15 protein-coding genes are annotated in these 13678 nt (G+C 69.4%); 14 read left to right on the top strand and 1 reads right to left on the bottom strand.

All coding sequences use genetic code 11. The features are described 5' to 3' along the window. Positions 1–2 precede the first annotated feature (2 nt). The 11 genes from ACCD11_RS12695 to ACCD11_RS12645 all read left to right on the top strand — a co-directional run bounded on the left by ACCD11_RS12695 (position 3) and on the right by ACCD11_RS12645 (position 8101). A complete protein-coding gene (locus ACCD11_RS12695) occupies positions 3–656 on the top strand; it encodes an amino acid ABC transporter permease (RefSeq protein ID WP_007829575.1) in 654 nt (217 codons plus the stop codon). Further along, positions 640–1425, top strand: coding sequence for an amino acid ABC transporter ATP-binding protein (locus ACCD11_RS12690; protein WP_007829574.1), 786 nt, complete (start codon positions 640–642; stop codon positions 1423–1425). Before ACCD11_RS12695 ends, ACCD11_RS12690 begins: the two co-directional genes overlap by 17 nt. A gap of 70 nt (positions 1426–1495) precedes the next feature. Next, complete coding sequence (locus tag ACCD11_RS12685; RefSeq protein WP_007829573.1) at positions 1496–2077, top strand: DUF1439 domain-containing protein; 582 nt, start codon at positions 1496–1498, stop codon at positions 2075–2077. After that, positions 2074–3066, top strand: coding sequence for a glycerophosphodiester phosphodiesterase (locus tag ACCD11_RS12680; RefSeq protein ID WP_413314112.1), 993 nt, complete (start codon positions 2074–2076; stop codon positions 3064–3066). Before ACCD11_RS12685 ends, ACCD11_RS12680 begins: the two co-directional genes overlap by 4 nt. Beyond that, positions 3063–3341, top strand: coding sequence for a hypothetical protein (locus ACCD11_RS12675; RefSeq protein ID WP_007829571.1), 279 nt, complete (start codon positions 3063–3065; stop codon positions 3339–3341). The genes ACCD11_RS12680 and ACCD11_RS12675 overlap by 4 nt, the downstream gene beginning before the upstream one ends. Positions 3342–3365: 24 nt before the next feature. Next, entirely contained in the window at positions 3366–3785 is a 420-nt protein-coding gene (locus ACCD11_RS12670; protein WP_413314111.1) for a hypothetical protein, read from the top strand. A gap of 77 nt (positions 3786–3862) precedes the next feature. After that, positions 3863–5377: a TolC family protein gene (locus ACCD11_RS12665; RefSeq protein ID WP_413314110.1), complete on the top strand. Its 1515-nt coding sequence runs from the start codon at positions 3863–3865 to the stop codon at positions 5375–5377. Position 5378: 1 nt separating this feature from the next. Next, the gene (locus tag ACCD11_RS12660) at positions 5379–6770 is read left to right on the top strand and encodes a multicopper oxidase family protein (protein ID WP_413314109.1); all 1392 of its coding nucleotides are present in this window, start codon (positions 5379–5381) and stop codon (positions 6768–6770) included. Between the two features lie 32 nt (positions 6771–6802). Further along, positions 6803–7321, top strand: a complete 519-nt coding sequence (locus ACCD11_RS12655) for a plastocyanin/azurin family copper-binding protein (RefSeq protein WP_007829565.1) — start codon at positions 6803–6805, stop codon at positions 7319–7321. A gap of 10 nt (positions 7322–7331) precedes the next feature. Beyond that, on the top strand, positions 7332–7778 hold the full coding sequence (locus ACCD11_RS12650) for a DUF411 domain-containing protein (RefSeq protein WP_007829563.1): 447 nt from the start codon (positions 7332–7334) through the stop codon (positions 7776–7778). Between the two features lie 32 nt (positions 7779–7810). Further along, on the top strand, positions 7811–8101 hold the full coding sequence (locus ACCD11_RS12645; RefSeq protein WP_413314108.1) for a copper-binding protein: 291 nt from the start codon (positions 7811–7813) through the stop codon (positions 8099–8101). 23 nt (positions 8102–8124) lie between these two features. Here the strand turns inward: ACCD11_RS12645 and ACCD11_RS12640 are convergent, their stop codons facing one another. Continuing rightward, on the bottom strand, positions 8125–9417 hold the full coding sequence (locus ACCD11_RS12640) for an NAD(P)/FAD-dependent oxidoreductase (RefSeq protein ID WP_413314107.1): 1293 nt from the start codon (positions 9415–9417) through the stop codon (positions 8125–8127). Between the two features lie 40 nt (positions 9418–9457). On the opposite strand from ACCD11_RS12640, the gene ACCD11_RS12635 reads away from it, so the two are divergent. From ACCD11_RS12635 to pabB, 3 genes are read left to right on the top strand one after another with little or no spacing between them, the layout of a single operon-like run. Continuing rightward, positions 9458–10486, top strand: coding sequence for a P1 family peptidase (locus ACCD11_RS12635; RefSeq protein WP_007829542.1), 1029 nt, complete (start codon positions 9458–9460; stop codon positions 10484–10486). Positions 10487–10502: 16 nt separating this feature from the next. Next, positions 10503–11882, top strand: coding sequence for a TAXI family TRAP transporter solute-binding subunit (locus ACCD11_RS12630; protein ID WP_413314106.1), 1380 nt, complete (start codon positions 10503–10505; stop codon positions 11880–11882). Then, a complete protein-coding gene (gene pabB, locus ACCD11_RS12625) occupies positions 11872–13641 on the top strand; it encodes an aminodeoxychorismate synthase component I (RefSeq protein ID WP_413314105.1) in 1770 nt (589 codons plus the stop codon). Before ACCD11_RS12630 ends, pabB begins: the two co-directional genes overlap by 11 nt. The last annotated feature ends 37 nt before the right edge of the window (positions 13642–13678 follow it).

Here is a 13678-nt window from a genome sequence, read left to right as displayed (position 1 = left end):
CCATGGTCGATTTTTCCCTCTGGGACATCCTGCGCAACCTGCTGATGGCGCTGCGCTGGACTGTCGTGCTGTCGCTCATCGCCTTCATCGGCGGCGGGCTGGTCGGCGCCTTGCTGCTGTTCCTGCGCCTGCGCGGCGGCAGCGCCATGAACCGCGCCGTCGGCCTCTATGTGCAGCTGTTCCAGGGCACGCCGCTGCTGATGCAGCTGTTCCTCGCCTACTTCGGCATCGCGCTGTTCGGCGTCGACGTGTCGGCGTGGACCGCGGCCAGCGTGGCGCTCACGCTCTACACCAGCGCCTTTCTCACCGAGATCTGGCGCGGCTGCGTGGCCTCGATCCCGAAGGGCCAGTGGGAGGCCTCGGGCAGCCTGGCCCTGAGCTTCGCCGAACAGATGCGCCATGTGATCCTGCCGCAGGCCGTGAAGATCGCGGTCGCGCCGACGGTGGGCTTCCTGGTGCAGGTGATCAAGGGCACGGCGCTCGCCTCGGTGATCGGTTTCGTCGAACTCACCAAGGCCGGCAGCATGATTTCGAACGCCACCTTCAAGCCCTTCGTGGTGTTCAGCTGCGTGGCCCTGCTTTATTTCGTGCTGTGCTTCCCCGTGAGCCTGTACGCCAAGAACCTCGAGAGGAAGACCCATGGCCGCCGTGCTTGAACCGCAACAACAGCAACCCGCCACCTCGGTGGGCGCCCCCATCGTGCGCATCACCGCGCTGCGCAAGTCCTACGGCACCAACGAAGTGCTGAAGGGCATCGACCTCGACGTGAAGCGCGGCGAGGTGATCGCCATCATCGGCAAGAGCGGCTCGGGCAAGAGCACGCTGCTGCGCTGCATCAACGGGCTCGAGGTGTTCCAGGAAGGCTCGCTCACCGTCGACGGCAAGCCGCTGCTGCACGAAAGCACCATGGCCATGCGCGAGCTGCGCCAGCGCGTGGGCATGATCTTCCAGAGCTTCAACCTGTTTCCGCACCTCACGGTCGGCAAGAACGTGATGCTCGCGCCCACGCTGGTGAAGAAGCGCGGCAGCATGGAGGCGGCCTCCCAGGCGCGCAAGCTGCTCGACCGCGTGGGCCTGGCCGAGAAGTTCGACGCCATGCCCGACCAGCTTTCGGGCGGCCAGCAGCAGCGCGTGGCCATCGCGCGCGCACTGGCAATGGAACCGGCCGTGCTGCTGTGCGACGAGATCACCTCGGCGCTCGACCCCGAACTGGTGGGCGAGGTGCTGCGCGTGGTGGAGTCGCTGGCCGACGAGGGAATGACGCTGCTGATGGTGACGCACGAAATGAGCTTCGCGCGCAAGGTCAGCGACCGCGTGATCTTCATGCACCAGGGACGTGTGCACGAGATGGGGCCGCCGGCGGAGCTGTTCGGGAATCCGCAGACGGCGGAGCTGAAGCAGTTTCTTTCTTCGCTGCACGATTGATTCTGGCCTGGGTGCGCTGATCCATCGCACTGGCGGGAACGTTCCCGCCTGTGGCAAGCTCGGAGCCCCCATGAACCTCCGCACCCCGTTTCCCACCTCCCGCCGCCGGGTGCTGCGCGCGCTGCTGGGCGCCGCGGCCCTGCATGCGCCCTTCGCGGCGCTGGCCGGCTTCAATTTCTTCACGAGCGAATACACCGCCACCCGCGACGAGCTGCAGATGCAGATCGCCAAGCGTTTTCCGGTGGCCGAGCGCTATGCCGAGATCTTCATGGTCGGGCTGCGCGATCCTCAGCTGGGCCTCGACGCGCAGGCCAACCGCGCAGCCATCACGGCCACGCTGACCATCGCGAGCCCGCTGCTGGCGGCGTCGCCGGTGCAGGGCGTGGTGTCGGTCAGCAGCGCACTGAAGTACGACGCAGCCGCGCGCGCGCTGCGGCTCGACCAGCCCAAGGCCGAGCGCATCGAACTGCAGGGTATCGAAGGCCGCGATGCCGAGCGGCTGCAAAAAATCGGCGCCCTGGTCGCGCAGGAGCTGCTGCAGGGCCAGGTGCTGCGCAGCTTCACGGCCAACGAACTGACGGTCGGGCGCAAGACCTACGAGATCGGCGACATCACTGTGCAAGACGACGGCATCAAAGTGCAGCTCAAATGAAATACGTCCTCCTCGCCTCCGCCCTGCTCGTCGCCGGCTGCGCCGCCATCGCACCCACGGCCAAGCAGCACTTCGACCTCGAAGCCCACCGCGGCGGACGCGGGCTGGCACCCGAGAACACGCTGGCCGCGTTCTCCAACGCCATCGACCTGGGCGTGACCACGCTCGAACTCGACATCGGGCTCACGGTCGATGGCGTGGTCGTGATCTCGCACGACACCTCGCTCAACCCCGACCACACGCGCGACGCCAGCGGCGCCTGGCTGGCACCGAACAGCGGCGCGTCGATCCGCTCGCTCACGCTGGCGCAGCTGCAGACTTACGACGTGGGCCGCCTCAATCCGGCGAGCAACTACGGCAAGCAGTTCGCGCTGCAGCAGCCGCGCGACGGCGAGCGCATCCCGACGCTGGCCGCGCTGTTCGCGCAGGTGCAGGCGCGCGGCGCCGACGCGGCAACGGTGCGCTTCAACATCGAGACCAAGATCGATCCGACCAGGCCGGAGGAAACCGCCGCGCCCGAGCCGATGGTGCGCGCGCTGCTCGCCGAGATCGACAAGGCGAAGATGGCAGGCCGCGTGACGATCCAGAGCTTCGACTGGCGCACGCTGGCGCTGGTCAGCAAGCTCGCGCCGCAATTGCCCCGCGCCTACCTGACGACGCCCCGCACGCTGAAGGACAACCGCTGGACGGCCGGGATCGACGCGGCGGGCTTCGTCTCGGTGCCGCAGATGGTCAGGGCCGCATCGGCCAACGCACCGGGCCCGGTGATCTGGTCGCCGGCCTTCGCCGACCTGACTCCCACCGTCATCAAGGAAGCTCAGAAGCTCGGCCTGAAGGTGCTGCCCTGGACCGTTAACCAGCGCGCCGACATGCAGCGGCTGATGGACTGGGGCGCGGACGGGATCATCACGGACTACCCCGACATCCTGCGCGATCTGATGCGCGAGCGCGGGCTGTCGCTGCCGCCGCCCGGAAAGAACAAGCAATGAGCGCCGCACAGCAACTCGACGCCATCGCCGCGCGCATCGCGGCCCTGCGCACCGATGGCGGCGGATCCGTCACCACGCTGTCGAACGAAGCCCGCACCAGCACCGAGCTGCTCGGCGCCCTGCCACCGCGCTACGGCGAGGTGCTGCTGAGCCTGCTCGACCGGCTGGAGTCGAGCGCGCTCTTCAGCGAGGAAAGCTGCTCATTCAGCCAGAAAGACCTGCTCGACAACCTGCAGGTATGGGTGGACAAGGCCCGAGGCCAGCTGGTGTCTTAAGAGCGCAGGTTTATCATCCCGCCCATGCGCACCCTGCTGCTCGCCCTCATGATCGCCCTGCTGCCCATCCGCGGCTGGCTCGGCGATGCCATGGCGATCGAGATGGTGCGGCATTCGCTGCCGGCGGCAGAGGCGGCCGTGTCCACGGCGACTGCAGCCACCGAAGCCCACTGCCACGAGGCGATGGAGGCCGGCAACAGCATGGACATGCAGATGGACATGGCGGACCACGCCGGTTCACATGACAACCACAGCAGCAACGACGGCACCGGCCATCAAGGCTGCGGCACCTGCACCGCCTGCCAGGTCTGCCACGCGGTGGCCCTCGGCGGCATGCCCCTCGTCGACATCGTGCACAGCGCGCCCCAGGCGCCGCCTGCGGCACACGCGGCTCGCTTCGCAAGCGCAGAGCCCGCACAGGGCCTGAAGCCGCCCATTTCCTGATCTCCCTGCCCGTAGTCCGTCCGCAGTGAGCCCGTTCCGGCTCGCAGCGTCCGTCGTATTGCTCATGGAGATCGAGCGTGAACCCCATTGTTCGCCGGCAGCCTGCCGGCATCCATCGCTATCGCAAGCGCATCGGCCTGCGTCCGCCGGGCACCCACAGGCCCCTGCTTTCATTCCTCAGGACCAGCGCCGTGCTGGCCGCAGTGTTGGCACTGGCCGGCTGCGCCAGCCTCTCGCCTGACGGCGGCAGCGCCGACGTGCAGGCGCTGGTCAACGGCAACCCGCTGATGGCAGGCGCCACGGCCCAGCGCGCACCGGACGAAGCCTCGCGCAAGCACATTGACGAGCTGCTCGCCGGGCCGCTCGACGCCGAGGCCGCCGTGCGCATCGCGCTGGCCAACAGCCCGCGCGTGCAGGACGCCTTCGCCACCCTGCAGCTCAGCGATGCCGACCGCGTGCAGGCGCAGAGCCTGCCGAACCCGGTGTTCGCCTTCGGCCGCCTGACCGAGGGCAGCGAACGCGAGATCGACCGGCTGCTGAGCTTCAACGTGGTGGGCCTGCTCACTCTGCCGTGGCAGGCGCGCTGGGCCGGCCAGCGGCACGAGTCGGCCAAGCTGCAGGCCGCGCAGAGCGTGCTGGTGCTGGCCGCCGACACGCGCCGCGCGTGGGTGCGCGCGGTGGCCGCGCAGCAGAGCGTGGTCTACCTGCGCGACGCGAAGGAGGCCACCGAAGCCGGTGCCGAACTCGCGCACCGCATGGCCCAGGTCGGCAACTGGAGCGCGCTGCAGCGCGCGCGCGAGCAGCTGCTGCTGGCCGATGCATCCGCGCAGCTCGCGCGCGCCGAGCAGGCGGCCGTCGCCTCGCGCGAACAGCTCACCCGGCTGCTCGGACTGAGCGGCGACCGCGCCGCCAGGTACACCCTGCCCGACCGCCTCCCGCCGCTGCCCAAGGCCGCGCCCGAACTCGGCGACGTGCAGGCGCTCGCGCTGCGCGATCGGCTCGACGTGCGCTCGGCCCAGGCGCAGAACACGGCCGTGGCCGGCTCGCTCGGCCTCACGCGCGCCACGAGCGTGATCAACGCGATGGAGCTCGGCATTGCGCACAACAGCAAGTTCGACAACGGCGCCGAACGCTCGCATAGAACGCAGCGCGGCTTCGAGCTGGAGCTGCCGGTTCCGATCTTCGACTGGGGCCAGGCACGCAGCGGACGCGCCGAGGCGCTGTACATGCAGTCGGCCGCCCGCGTGCGCGACGTGGGCGTGCTGGCCGCGAGCGAGGCGCGCGAGGCATGGCAGGGCTGGAACACCGCCTACACCCTCGCCCGCCGCTACCGCGACGAGGTGCTGCCGCTGCGCAAGAAGGTCAACGAAGAGATGGTGCTGCGCTACAACGGCATGCTCGCGAGCGTGTGGGAACTGCTCGGCGAGACACGCGCCAGCATGCTCGCGGTGAACGCGGGCATCGAGGCGCAGCGCGATTTCTGGCTGGCGGACACCGATCTGCAGCTGGTGCTCACGGGGAGTTCGCCCGGTGGCATGACGGCGCTGCAGACCGCTGCGGCCGGTGACGCCCCCGCCAAGGGAGGCCACTGACATGAACCGCCGCAACTTCTTCGCAGGCGCGGCCACAGCCGTCGCCGCAACCACCGTAAGCCGTGTGGCCATGGCCGCGCTGCCCGAACCGGTGTCGCGGGGCTCCACCGCCACCGCGCCGCCACTCGTGCCGCCGAACGGCCGCTCCTACAACCCCGTCGTCACGCTCAACGGCTGGACGCTGCCCTGGCGCATGAACGCCGGCGTCAAGGAATTCCACCTCGTCGCCGAACCCGTCGTGCGCGAGATGGCGCCCGGCTTCAAGGTCAACATGTGGGGCTACAACGGCCAGTCGCCCGGCCCGACCATCGAGGTGGTCGAAGGCGACCGCGTGCGCATCTTCGTGACCAACCGGCTGCCCGAGCACACCACCGTGCACTGGCACGGCCAGCGCCTGCCCAACGGCATGGACGGCGTGGGCGGCATCACGCAGCCGCACATTCCGCCGGGCAAGACCTTCGTCTACGAGTTCACCGCGCGACGGCCCGGCACCTTCATGTACCACCCGCATGCCGACGAGATGGTGCAGATGGCGATGGGGATGATGGGCTTCTGGGTCACGCACCCGAAGGCCGAGCATCCGCTGATCGAGAAGGTCGAGCGCGACTTCTGCTTCCTGCTCGGCAGCTTCGACGTGGAACCCGGCAGCGCCACGCCCAAGGTCAACACCATGACCGACTTCAACATCTGGAGCTTCAACAGCCGCGTGTTCCCGGCCATCGACACGCTGAACGTGCGCCAGGGCGACCGCGTGCGCATCCGCGTGGGCAACCTGACGATGACCAACCACCCCATTCACATCCACGGCCACGAGTTCGAGGTGACCGGCACCGACGGCGGCCCCGTGCCGCGCACCGCGCGCTGGCCCGAGGTGTCGGTGGACATCGCGGTGGGCCAGATGCGGCAGATGGAATTCATCGCCGACGAGGAAGGCGACTGGTCGCTGCACTGCCACAAGGCGCACCACACGATGGGGCCGATGGGCCACGACGTGCCGACCATGATCGGCGTGGACCACAAGGGCGTGGCCGAGAAGATCCGCAAGCTCGTGCCCGACTACATGGTGATGGGAGACAAGGGCATGGCGGACATGGGCGAAATGGAGATGCCCATTCCCGACAACACCATGCCGATGATGACGGGCACCGGCCCCTTCGGATCGGCCGAGATGGGCGGCATGTTCACGCTGCTGAAGGTGCGGCGCGACCAGAAGCCCGGCGACTACCGCGACCCGGGGTGGTTCAAGCACCCGCCCGGCACCGTCGCGCGCGAAGTACCGAACGCGAACGCGCCACCGGCCACGCGCAAGGAAACACCCGCGCCGTCGATGAAGAACGCCACCCCCGATGCAACCGTGCGCAAGCCCTCCGGGCATGGCGCACACAACCACTGATTCCTTCCCCTTTCCTCTCTGGAGCTCAACTCATGAACAAGACACTCATCAAGTCCATCGCCGCGGGCCTCGTGCTCGCGGCTGCCACTACTGCTTCGTTGGCCCACGAGGCCCACAACGGCCCCAAGCCCAAAGGCGCTGCCACGCTCGCGCCCGAGCAGAAGGCCTGGGGCATCGCAGGCAAAGCCAATGCAGTGAAGCGAACCATCGACATCGCGATGGCCGACGACATGACTTTCACGCCCTCGGTCATCGAAGTGCGCGAAGGCGACACCATCCGCCTGCGCCTGAAGAACCGCGGCAAGGAACTGCATGAACTCGTGCTCGGCACCACCGCCGAGATCGAGGCTCACGCGGCCATGATGAAGAAGTTCCCGGACATGGAACACGACGACCCGTGGATGGTGCACGTGCCCGCCGGCAAGACCGGCGACATGGTCTGGACCTTCAACCGCGCCGGCGACTTCGACTTCGCCTGCCTCGTGAAGGACCACTACGAACTCGGCATGGCCGGCCGCATCCGCGTGCTGGCTGCCGCTGGCAAATCCTGAAGGAGAACCCATGCAAAGAAGAAACCTGCTGCTGGCACTGGCCTCGACCACTTTGCCTTTCACAGCGATGGCCGCAGCACCGATGGTCGAGATCTGGAAAGACCCGAACTGCGGCTGCTGCCAGGACTGGGTCAAGCACCTCAACAAGAGCGGCTTCGCCACGCGCGTGCACGACGAAGGCAACGCAGCCGCGCGCACCCGCCTGGGCGTGCCTGCCAAGCTGGGCTCGTGCCACACGGGCCTCGTCGGCGGCTACGCCATCGAAGGCCACGTGCCCGCACGCGAAGTGCAGCGGCTGCTCAAGGAAAAGCCCAAGGCCGTCGGCCTCGCCGTGCCCGCAATGCCGGTCGGCTCGCCGGGCATGGACGGCCCCGCCTATGGCGACCAACGCGATCCCTACGACGTGCTGCTGGTGCTGGCCGATGGCAGCACGCGCATCTATCAAAGCTATCGCTGAATCAACCGACCACCGAGGAAGGCAAACTCATCATGAAGAAACTGTTCACCGCACTCTCCGCCGCGCTGCTCGCCGCAGCCGCTTTCGCGCAGGCTGCATTGCCGTCCGTCGAAGGCGAGGTCCGCAAGATCGACACCGACGCGAAGAAGATCACGCTGAAGCACGGCGACATTCCCAACCTCGAAATGACCGGCATGACGATGGTCTTCCGCGTGAGCGACCCTGCGTTGCTCGCGAAGGTGAAGCCGGGCGACAAGGTGCAGTTCACGGCCGACAAGGTCGATGGCGCGCTCACGGTGCTGTCGATCGCACCGGCGAACTGACGCGCTCGGCATGTCGGCTGGCCCTATGGCTTGAAGCGGCCCGGATCGAACGGGGCCAGCGGTATCTCCGCCGCAACGCCCGTGAGCAGTTGCGCCGCCAGACGCCCCGTGCGCGCCGAGCCGCACAGGCCCACGTGGCCATGCCCGAAGGCCAGGACGATGTCGGCGCTGGCGGCGGCCGGGCCGATGCAGGGCAGTCCGTCGGGCAGGCTCGGGCGATGGCCGAGCCAGTGCTTCGCCGGCGATGCACCTGCAGCGAGCGCGGGAAACATCGATTGCAGATGCCGGTGCAGGATCCCGGCGCGGCGCCAGTCGGGCGCCGCTTCGAGGCCGGCAATCTCGACCTGCCCCGCCGCGCGCAGGCCGCCGTCCATCCAGTGGGCGATGAGCTTGCCGTCGGCCACCATCGTCGGGGTGCGCGGGCCGGCCGCAGCGTCTTCGATGACCACGTGGTAGCCGCGCTCGGACTCCAACGGCACCGCGGAGCCGGCCGCCGCCGCGAGCGGGCCCGAGCGCGCACCGGCGCAGATGGCGGCGCCGTCGCAGGCGATGTCGCCGGCCTCGGTGCGCACTGCGCGCAGCCGCCCGCCATCGACGAGAAAGCCCGTCGCACGGGCGGTGATGCGTTCGGCGCCCGCATCGAGCGCATGCCGCGCCAATGCGGCCACGTAGGCGCCCGGATTGCGGCAATGGCCGGCTTCGGGCACGAAGATGCCGAGCGTGTAGCGCGCATCCAGATCGGGCTCGCGGCGGCGCAGCTCGTCTTCGCTCCACTCGTTCCATTGGATGCCCACACGCCGGCGCACGCGCCAGCCCAGCGCGTCGCCATCGAATTCCGCGCGCGAGCGATAGGCATGCAACAGCCCGCGCCGCTCGATGAGCTGCGGCACGCCAGCCTCGGCCGCAAGTTGCGCGTGCAGCGCGGGCGCATCGACCAGCAGCGTGCGCAGCGCGTCGGCCGTGCGCTGCACGCGCGCCTCGGTCCAGCCCGAAGCCAGGTAGCGCAGCAACCACGGCAAGGCGCGCGGCAGATAGCGCCAGCGCAGGGCGAGCGGACCGAGCGGGTCGGCCAGCCAGCCCGGCACCTTGCGCCAGGCGCCCGGCAACGCAGGCGGCACCACGGAGTGCGACGACAGCCAGCCGGCATTGCCGTAGCTCGTGGCCTGCGGGCCGCCCGGTTCGCCGGGCTCCAGCACCGTCACGCGCAGGCCCGCGCGCAGCGCCTCGATGGCGGTGGCGCTGCCCACCGCGCCCGCGCCGATCACCACCACATGGCGGCGTCCGCCACCGGGAGAGAAACTTCTTGCAACTGTCATGACGAGGATCGTAGAGGGTGCGGTCCCATAATCGGCCGCCATGCCAGCCTCAGTTTCTGCTCCCTCCCAATCCGCCGGTTCCATCACCGACGTCGCCGGCATCGAGGTCGGCCATTTCTCCGACACCCGCCGCCCCACCGGCTGCACCGTGGTCATGGCGCGCGACGGCGCGGTGGCCGGCGTGGACGTGCGCGGCGCCGCCCCCGGCACGCGCGAGACCGACCTGCTCGCGCCCGGCAACCTCGTGCAGCAGGTGCACGCGGTGATGCTCGCGGGCGGCAGCGCCTGGGGCCTCGCGGCCGCCGACGGCGCCATGCGATGGATGGAAGAACGCAACATCGGCATGGACGTGCGCTTCGGCATCCTGCCCATCGTGCCAGCCGCCGTGCTGTTCGACCTGCCCATGGGCGATGCGCGCATCCGCCCCGATGCCGCCGCCGGCTACGCCGCCTGCGAGGCCGCGAGCACCGCGGCGCCCGCCGAAGGCAACGTGGGCGCGGGCACCGGCGCGCTGGTGGGCAAGCTCTTCGGTGTGGACCGAGCGATGAAGGGAGGTGTCGGCACCGCGTCGGTCACGGTCGGCGGCGTCACGGTCGGCGCGCTGATCGCGGTCAACTCGCTGGGCGACGTGATCGACCACAACACCGGCCAGCCCGTGGCCGGCGCGCGCACCGAAGACGGCAAGGCGCTGCTCGACACGCGCCGCGCGCTGCTGCGCGGCGACAGCCCCAAGCCGCTGCTGGCGGGCACCAACACCACCATCGGCGTGATCGCCACCGACGCGGTGCTGACCAAGGTGCAGGCCAACCGGCTCGCCATGGTCGCCCACGACGGTCTGGCGCGCGCCATCAACCCGGTGCACACCATGAGCGACGGCGACACGCTGTTCGCGCTGGCCACCGGCCGCGTGCCGCTGGAAGGCAGCGCGCCGGGCATGACGGTGCTCAGCACCATGGCGGCCGAGGCCGTCGCGATCGCCACGCTGCGCGCGGTGCACGCAGCGCGGTCCGTGACCGTGGGCGAGTTGCACATTCCCTGCGCGGCCGATCTCGCCACACCGCGCGGCTGAACACGGAAGAGACACCATGGCGTTTCCCAGAACCTTGAAACTGATCCTGCTGTCGATCCGCGACCTGATCGCCTCGGCCGGGCCGATCGTGTTCATCGTGATCGGCCTGCTGATCGCCGCCTACTGGTGGCTGCAGCCACAGCCGCCCAAGCACGTCACGCTCGCCACCGGCCCCACGGGCAGCGCCTATGCACAGTTCGGCAAGCACTACGCGGAAGCGCTCAAGCGCGCCGGCATCGAGGTGGAGCTCAAGCCCACGTCGGGCTCCACCGAGAACCTGCAGCTGCTGCGCACCGGCGGCGCCGACGTAGGCTTCGTGCGCGGCGGCAGCGCCGACCCGGTGGCCGACGAAGAAGCCGGCCTGACCTCGCTCGGCAGCCTGTTCTACGAGCCGATCTGGCTGTTCTACCGCGCCGACTCGGCGCAGAAGATCGACCGCAAGACCGGCACGCTGACATCGCTCACGCAACTGCGCGGCCTGCGCGTGAACGTCGACCTGCCGGGCAGCGGCCTGCCCGACATCATGGAGCGGATGCTCAAGGCCAACCATCTGGGCCCGGACGACCTGCTGCTGTCGAACCTCGAGCAGGCGGCGGCGGCCGAAGCGCTGCAGGCCGGGCTGCTCGATGCCATCGTGCTGTCTTCGGCGCCGCAGTCGCCGCAGGTGCAGCGGCTGCTGCGCTCGGACGACATCAAGCTCATGGACTTCGGCCAGGCCGATGCCTACTCGCGGCGCTTTCCGTTCCTCTCGGCAGTGACGCTGCCGCGCGGCGTGGTCGACCTGTCGAAAGACCTGCCGCCGCACGACGTGTCGCTGCTCGCGGCCACCACCTCGCTGCTGTCGCGCGAGGAAACGCACCCCGCCCTGCGCCAGCTGTTCGCGCAGGCGGCGCAGTCGATCCACGGCGGCGCCGGCTGGTTCAACCGGGCGCGCGACTTTCCCAACACCCGCACCAGCGAACTGCCGGTGAGCCCCGAGGGCGACCGCGCCATCAACGGCACGCCGCCGGCCTGGCAGCGCTACCTGCCGTTCTGGGCCAGCAACCTGGTCGAGCGCATGTGGCTGGTGCTGGGCGGCCTGCTGGTGCTGATGCTGCCGCTGAGCCGCGTGGTGCCGCCGCTGTACCAGTTCCGCGTGCGGCGGCGCGTGTTCCGCTGGTATGCACGGCTGCGCGACATCGAGGCCAAGGTCGATGCGAAACAGGGCGAGCAGAAAACGCTGCTGGACGACCTCGACCAGCTCGACCGCACGGTCAACAAGGTGGCGGTGCCGCTGTCGTATGCCGACGAGCTCTACGCACTGCGCAACAACATCTATGCGGTGCGCAAGCGGGTGCTGGCCAGGACGTCGCAAGGCGCTACCGCACCGACGGCCGCGGCGAACGATGCCGGCTGATGGAGCCCTGCTTCCGGCCTTGCGCACGCTGATCGATTTTGCGCAGCCGCACGGCGACGGTGCGAGCCGGCTGCGCCTGGCCTTCGGCGCGCCGTCGCGCGTGCTGGTGGCGCGGACTGCCGGCGACGTACGGCCGGTGCTGGAGGCTGTCGAGGCGCTGGCGCGCGAGGGGCGCTGGTGCGTGGGGTACCTGCGCTACGAGACGGCTGTGGCGTTCGATCCTGCGTTGGCCGTGCACGAAGCCGACGGCCCGCTGGCATGGTTCGGCGTGCATGACGAAGTGCTGCCCTGGCCGGAAGATTCGCCCGCAATGCCGCCGGTCGAATGGCAAGGCAGCCTCTCGCGCGAGTCCTTCGACCAGCGCATGCAGGCCATCCACCGCGCAATTGCGGACGGCGAGCTCTACCAGCTCAACTACACCGCCGCGTTGAATGCCGAATTCCACGGCGATGCGCTCGACTGGTTCCTCGCGCTGCGGCAGGCGCAGCCCGGCGGCTACAGCGCCTTCATCGACACCGGCGAAGAACAGGTGCTGTCGGTGTCACCCGAACTCTTCTTCGACTGGCACGGCGACCGCATCCTGGCGCGCCCCATGAAGGGCACGGCCCCGCGCGGCGCGACACCGGCCGAGGACGCAGCGCTGGCACGGCGGCTGCGCACCGTGCCGAAGGAGCGGGCCGAGAACGTGATGATCGTGGACCTGATCCGCAACGACCTGTCGCGCGTGGCGCAGCCCTTCTCGGTGCGCGTGCCGCGGCTCTTCCATACCGAGGCTCTGCCGACGGTGTGGCAGATGACGTCGGATGTCGAGGCGCTCCTGCGCGAGGGCATCACGCTGGCCGACGTGTTCGGGGCGCTGTTCCCGTGCGGCTCGATCACCGGCGCGCCCAAGGTCAGCGCGATGCGGTCGATCCGCGAGCTGGAGCCCGAGGCGCGCGGCGTGTACTGCGGCGCGGTCGGCGTGGTGCAGCCCGGCGGCCATGCGACCTTCAATGTACCGATCCGCACCGTGACGCTGCGCGGCACCGAGGCGCGCTGCGGCATCGGCAGCGGCATCACGGCCGATGCGCGGGCGGACGCCGAATGGGAGGAATGGCGCCACAAGCGGGCCTTCCTGGGCCAGGCGGCGAACCCGCCGTTCGAGCTGCTCGAAACCCTTGCACTGGTTGGCGGCGAGCTGCGCGATGCGCCCGCACACATTGCGCGCATGGCGGCCGCGGCAGCGCATTTCGGCCGCGCGTGGAGCGAAGCGCCCGTCACTGCATGCCTCGATCGACTCAAGGCACGGCATGCCACCGGTATGTGGCGCGTGCGCCTGCTGCTCGACGCGCAAGGCGCGCCGCGCGCCGAAGCCTTTGCGATGGAGGCGCCACCCGCGCGCGTGCAACTGCAACTGGCCACGCGCGCGTTCGACGAGGCCGACAGCGACTTCACCCGCTTCAAGACCACCCGCCGCGCCCACTACGAGGCCTTCGCGCCCACCGCCGCGGGCGTGTTCGACACGCTCCTGTGGAACCGCGATGGCGAGATCACCGAATGCACGCGCGGCAACATTGCCCTGCTGCTCGACGGCCGCTGGGTCACGCCGCCCTTGCACTGCGGCCTGCTGAACGGCGTCGGCCGCGCCAACCGGCTGCGCAGCGGCCAGCTTGCCGAAGCCGTCGTGCGGGTGAACGATCTGCCACGCGTGCAGGCCCTTGCTTTCGTGAACAGCCTGCGCGGCTGGCTCGATGCCGACCTGCACACTGCGCAAAAATAGTTCGTCAAAGCGCTTGACTTGGAGCGCGCTCTAACTT

Source organism: Variovorax sp. Varisp36 (assembly GCF_047304235.1).
In the GTDB taxonomy this organism is placed as follows: Bacteria; Pseudomonadota; Gammaproteobacteria; order Burkholderiales; family Burkholderiaceae_C; genus Variovorax.
Note: the sequence above shows the minus strand (reverse complement) of the source record. Positions and strands in the feature narration are given on the sequence as shown.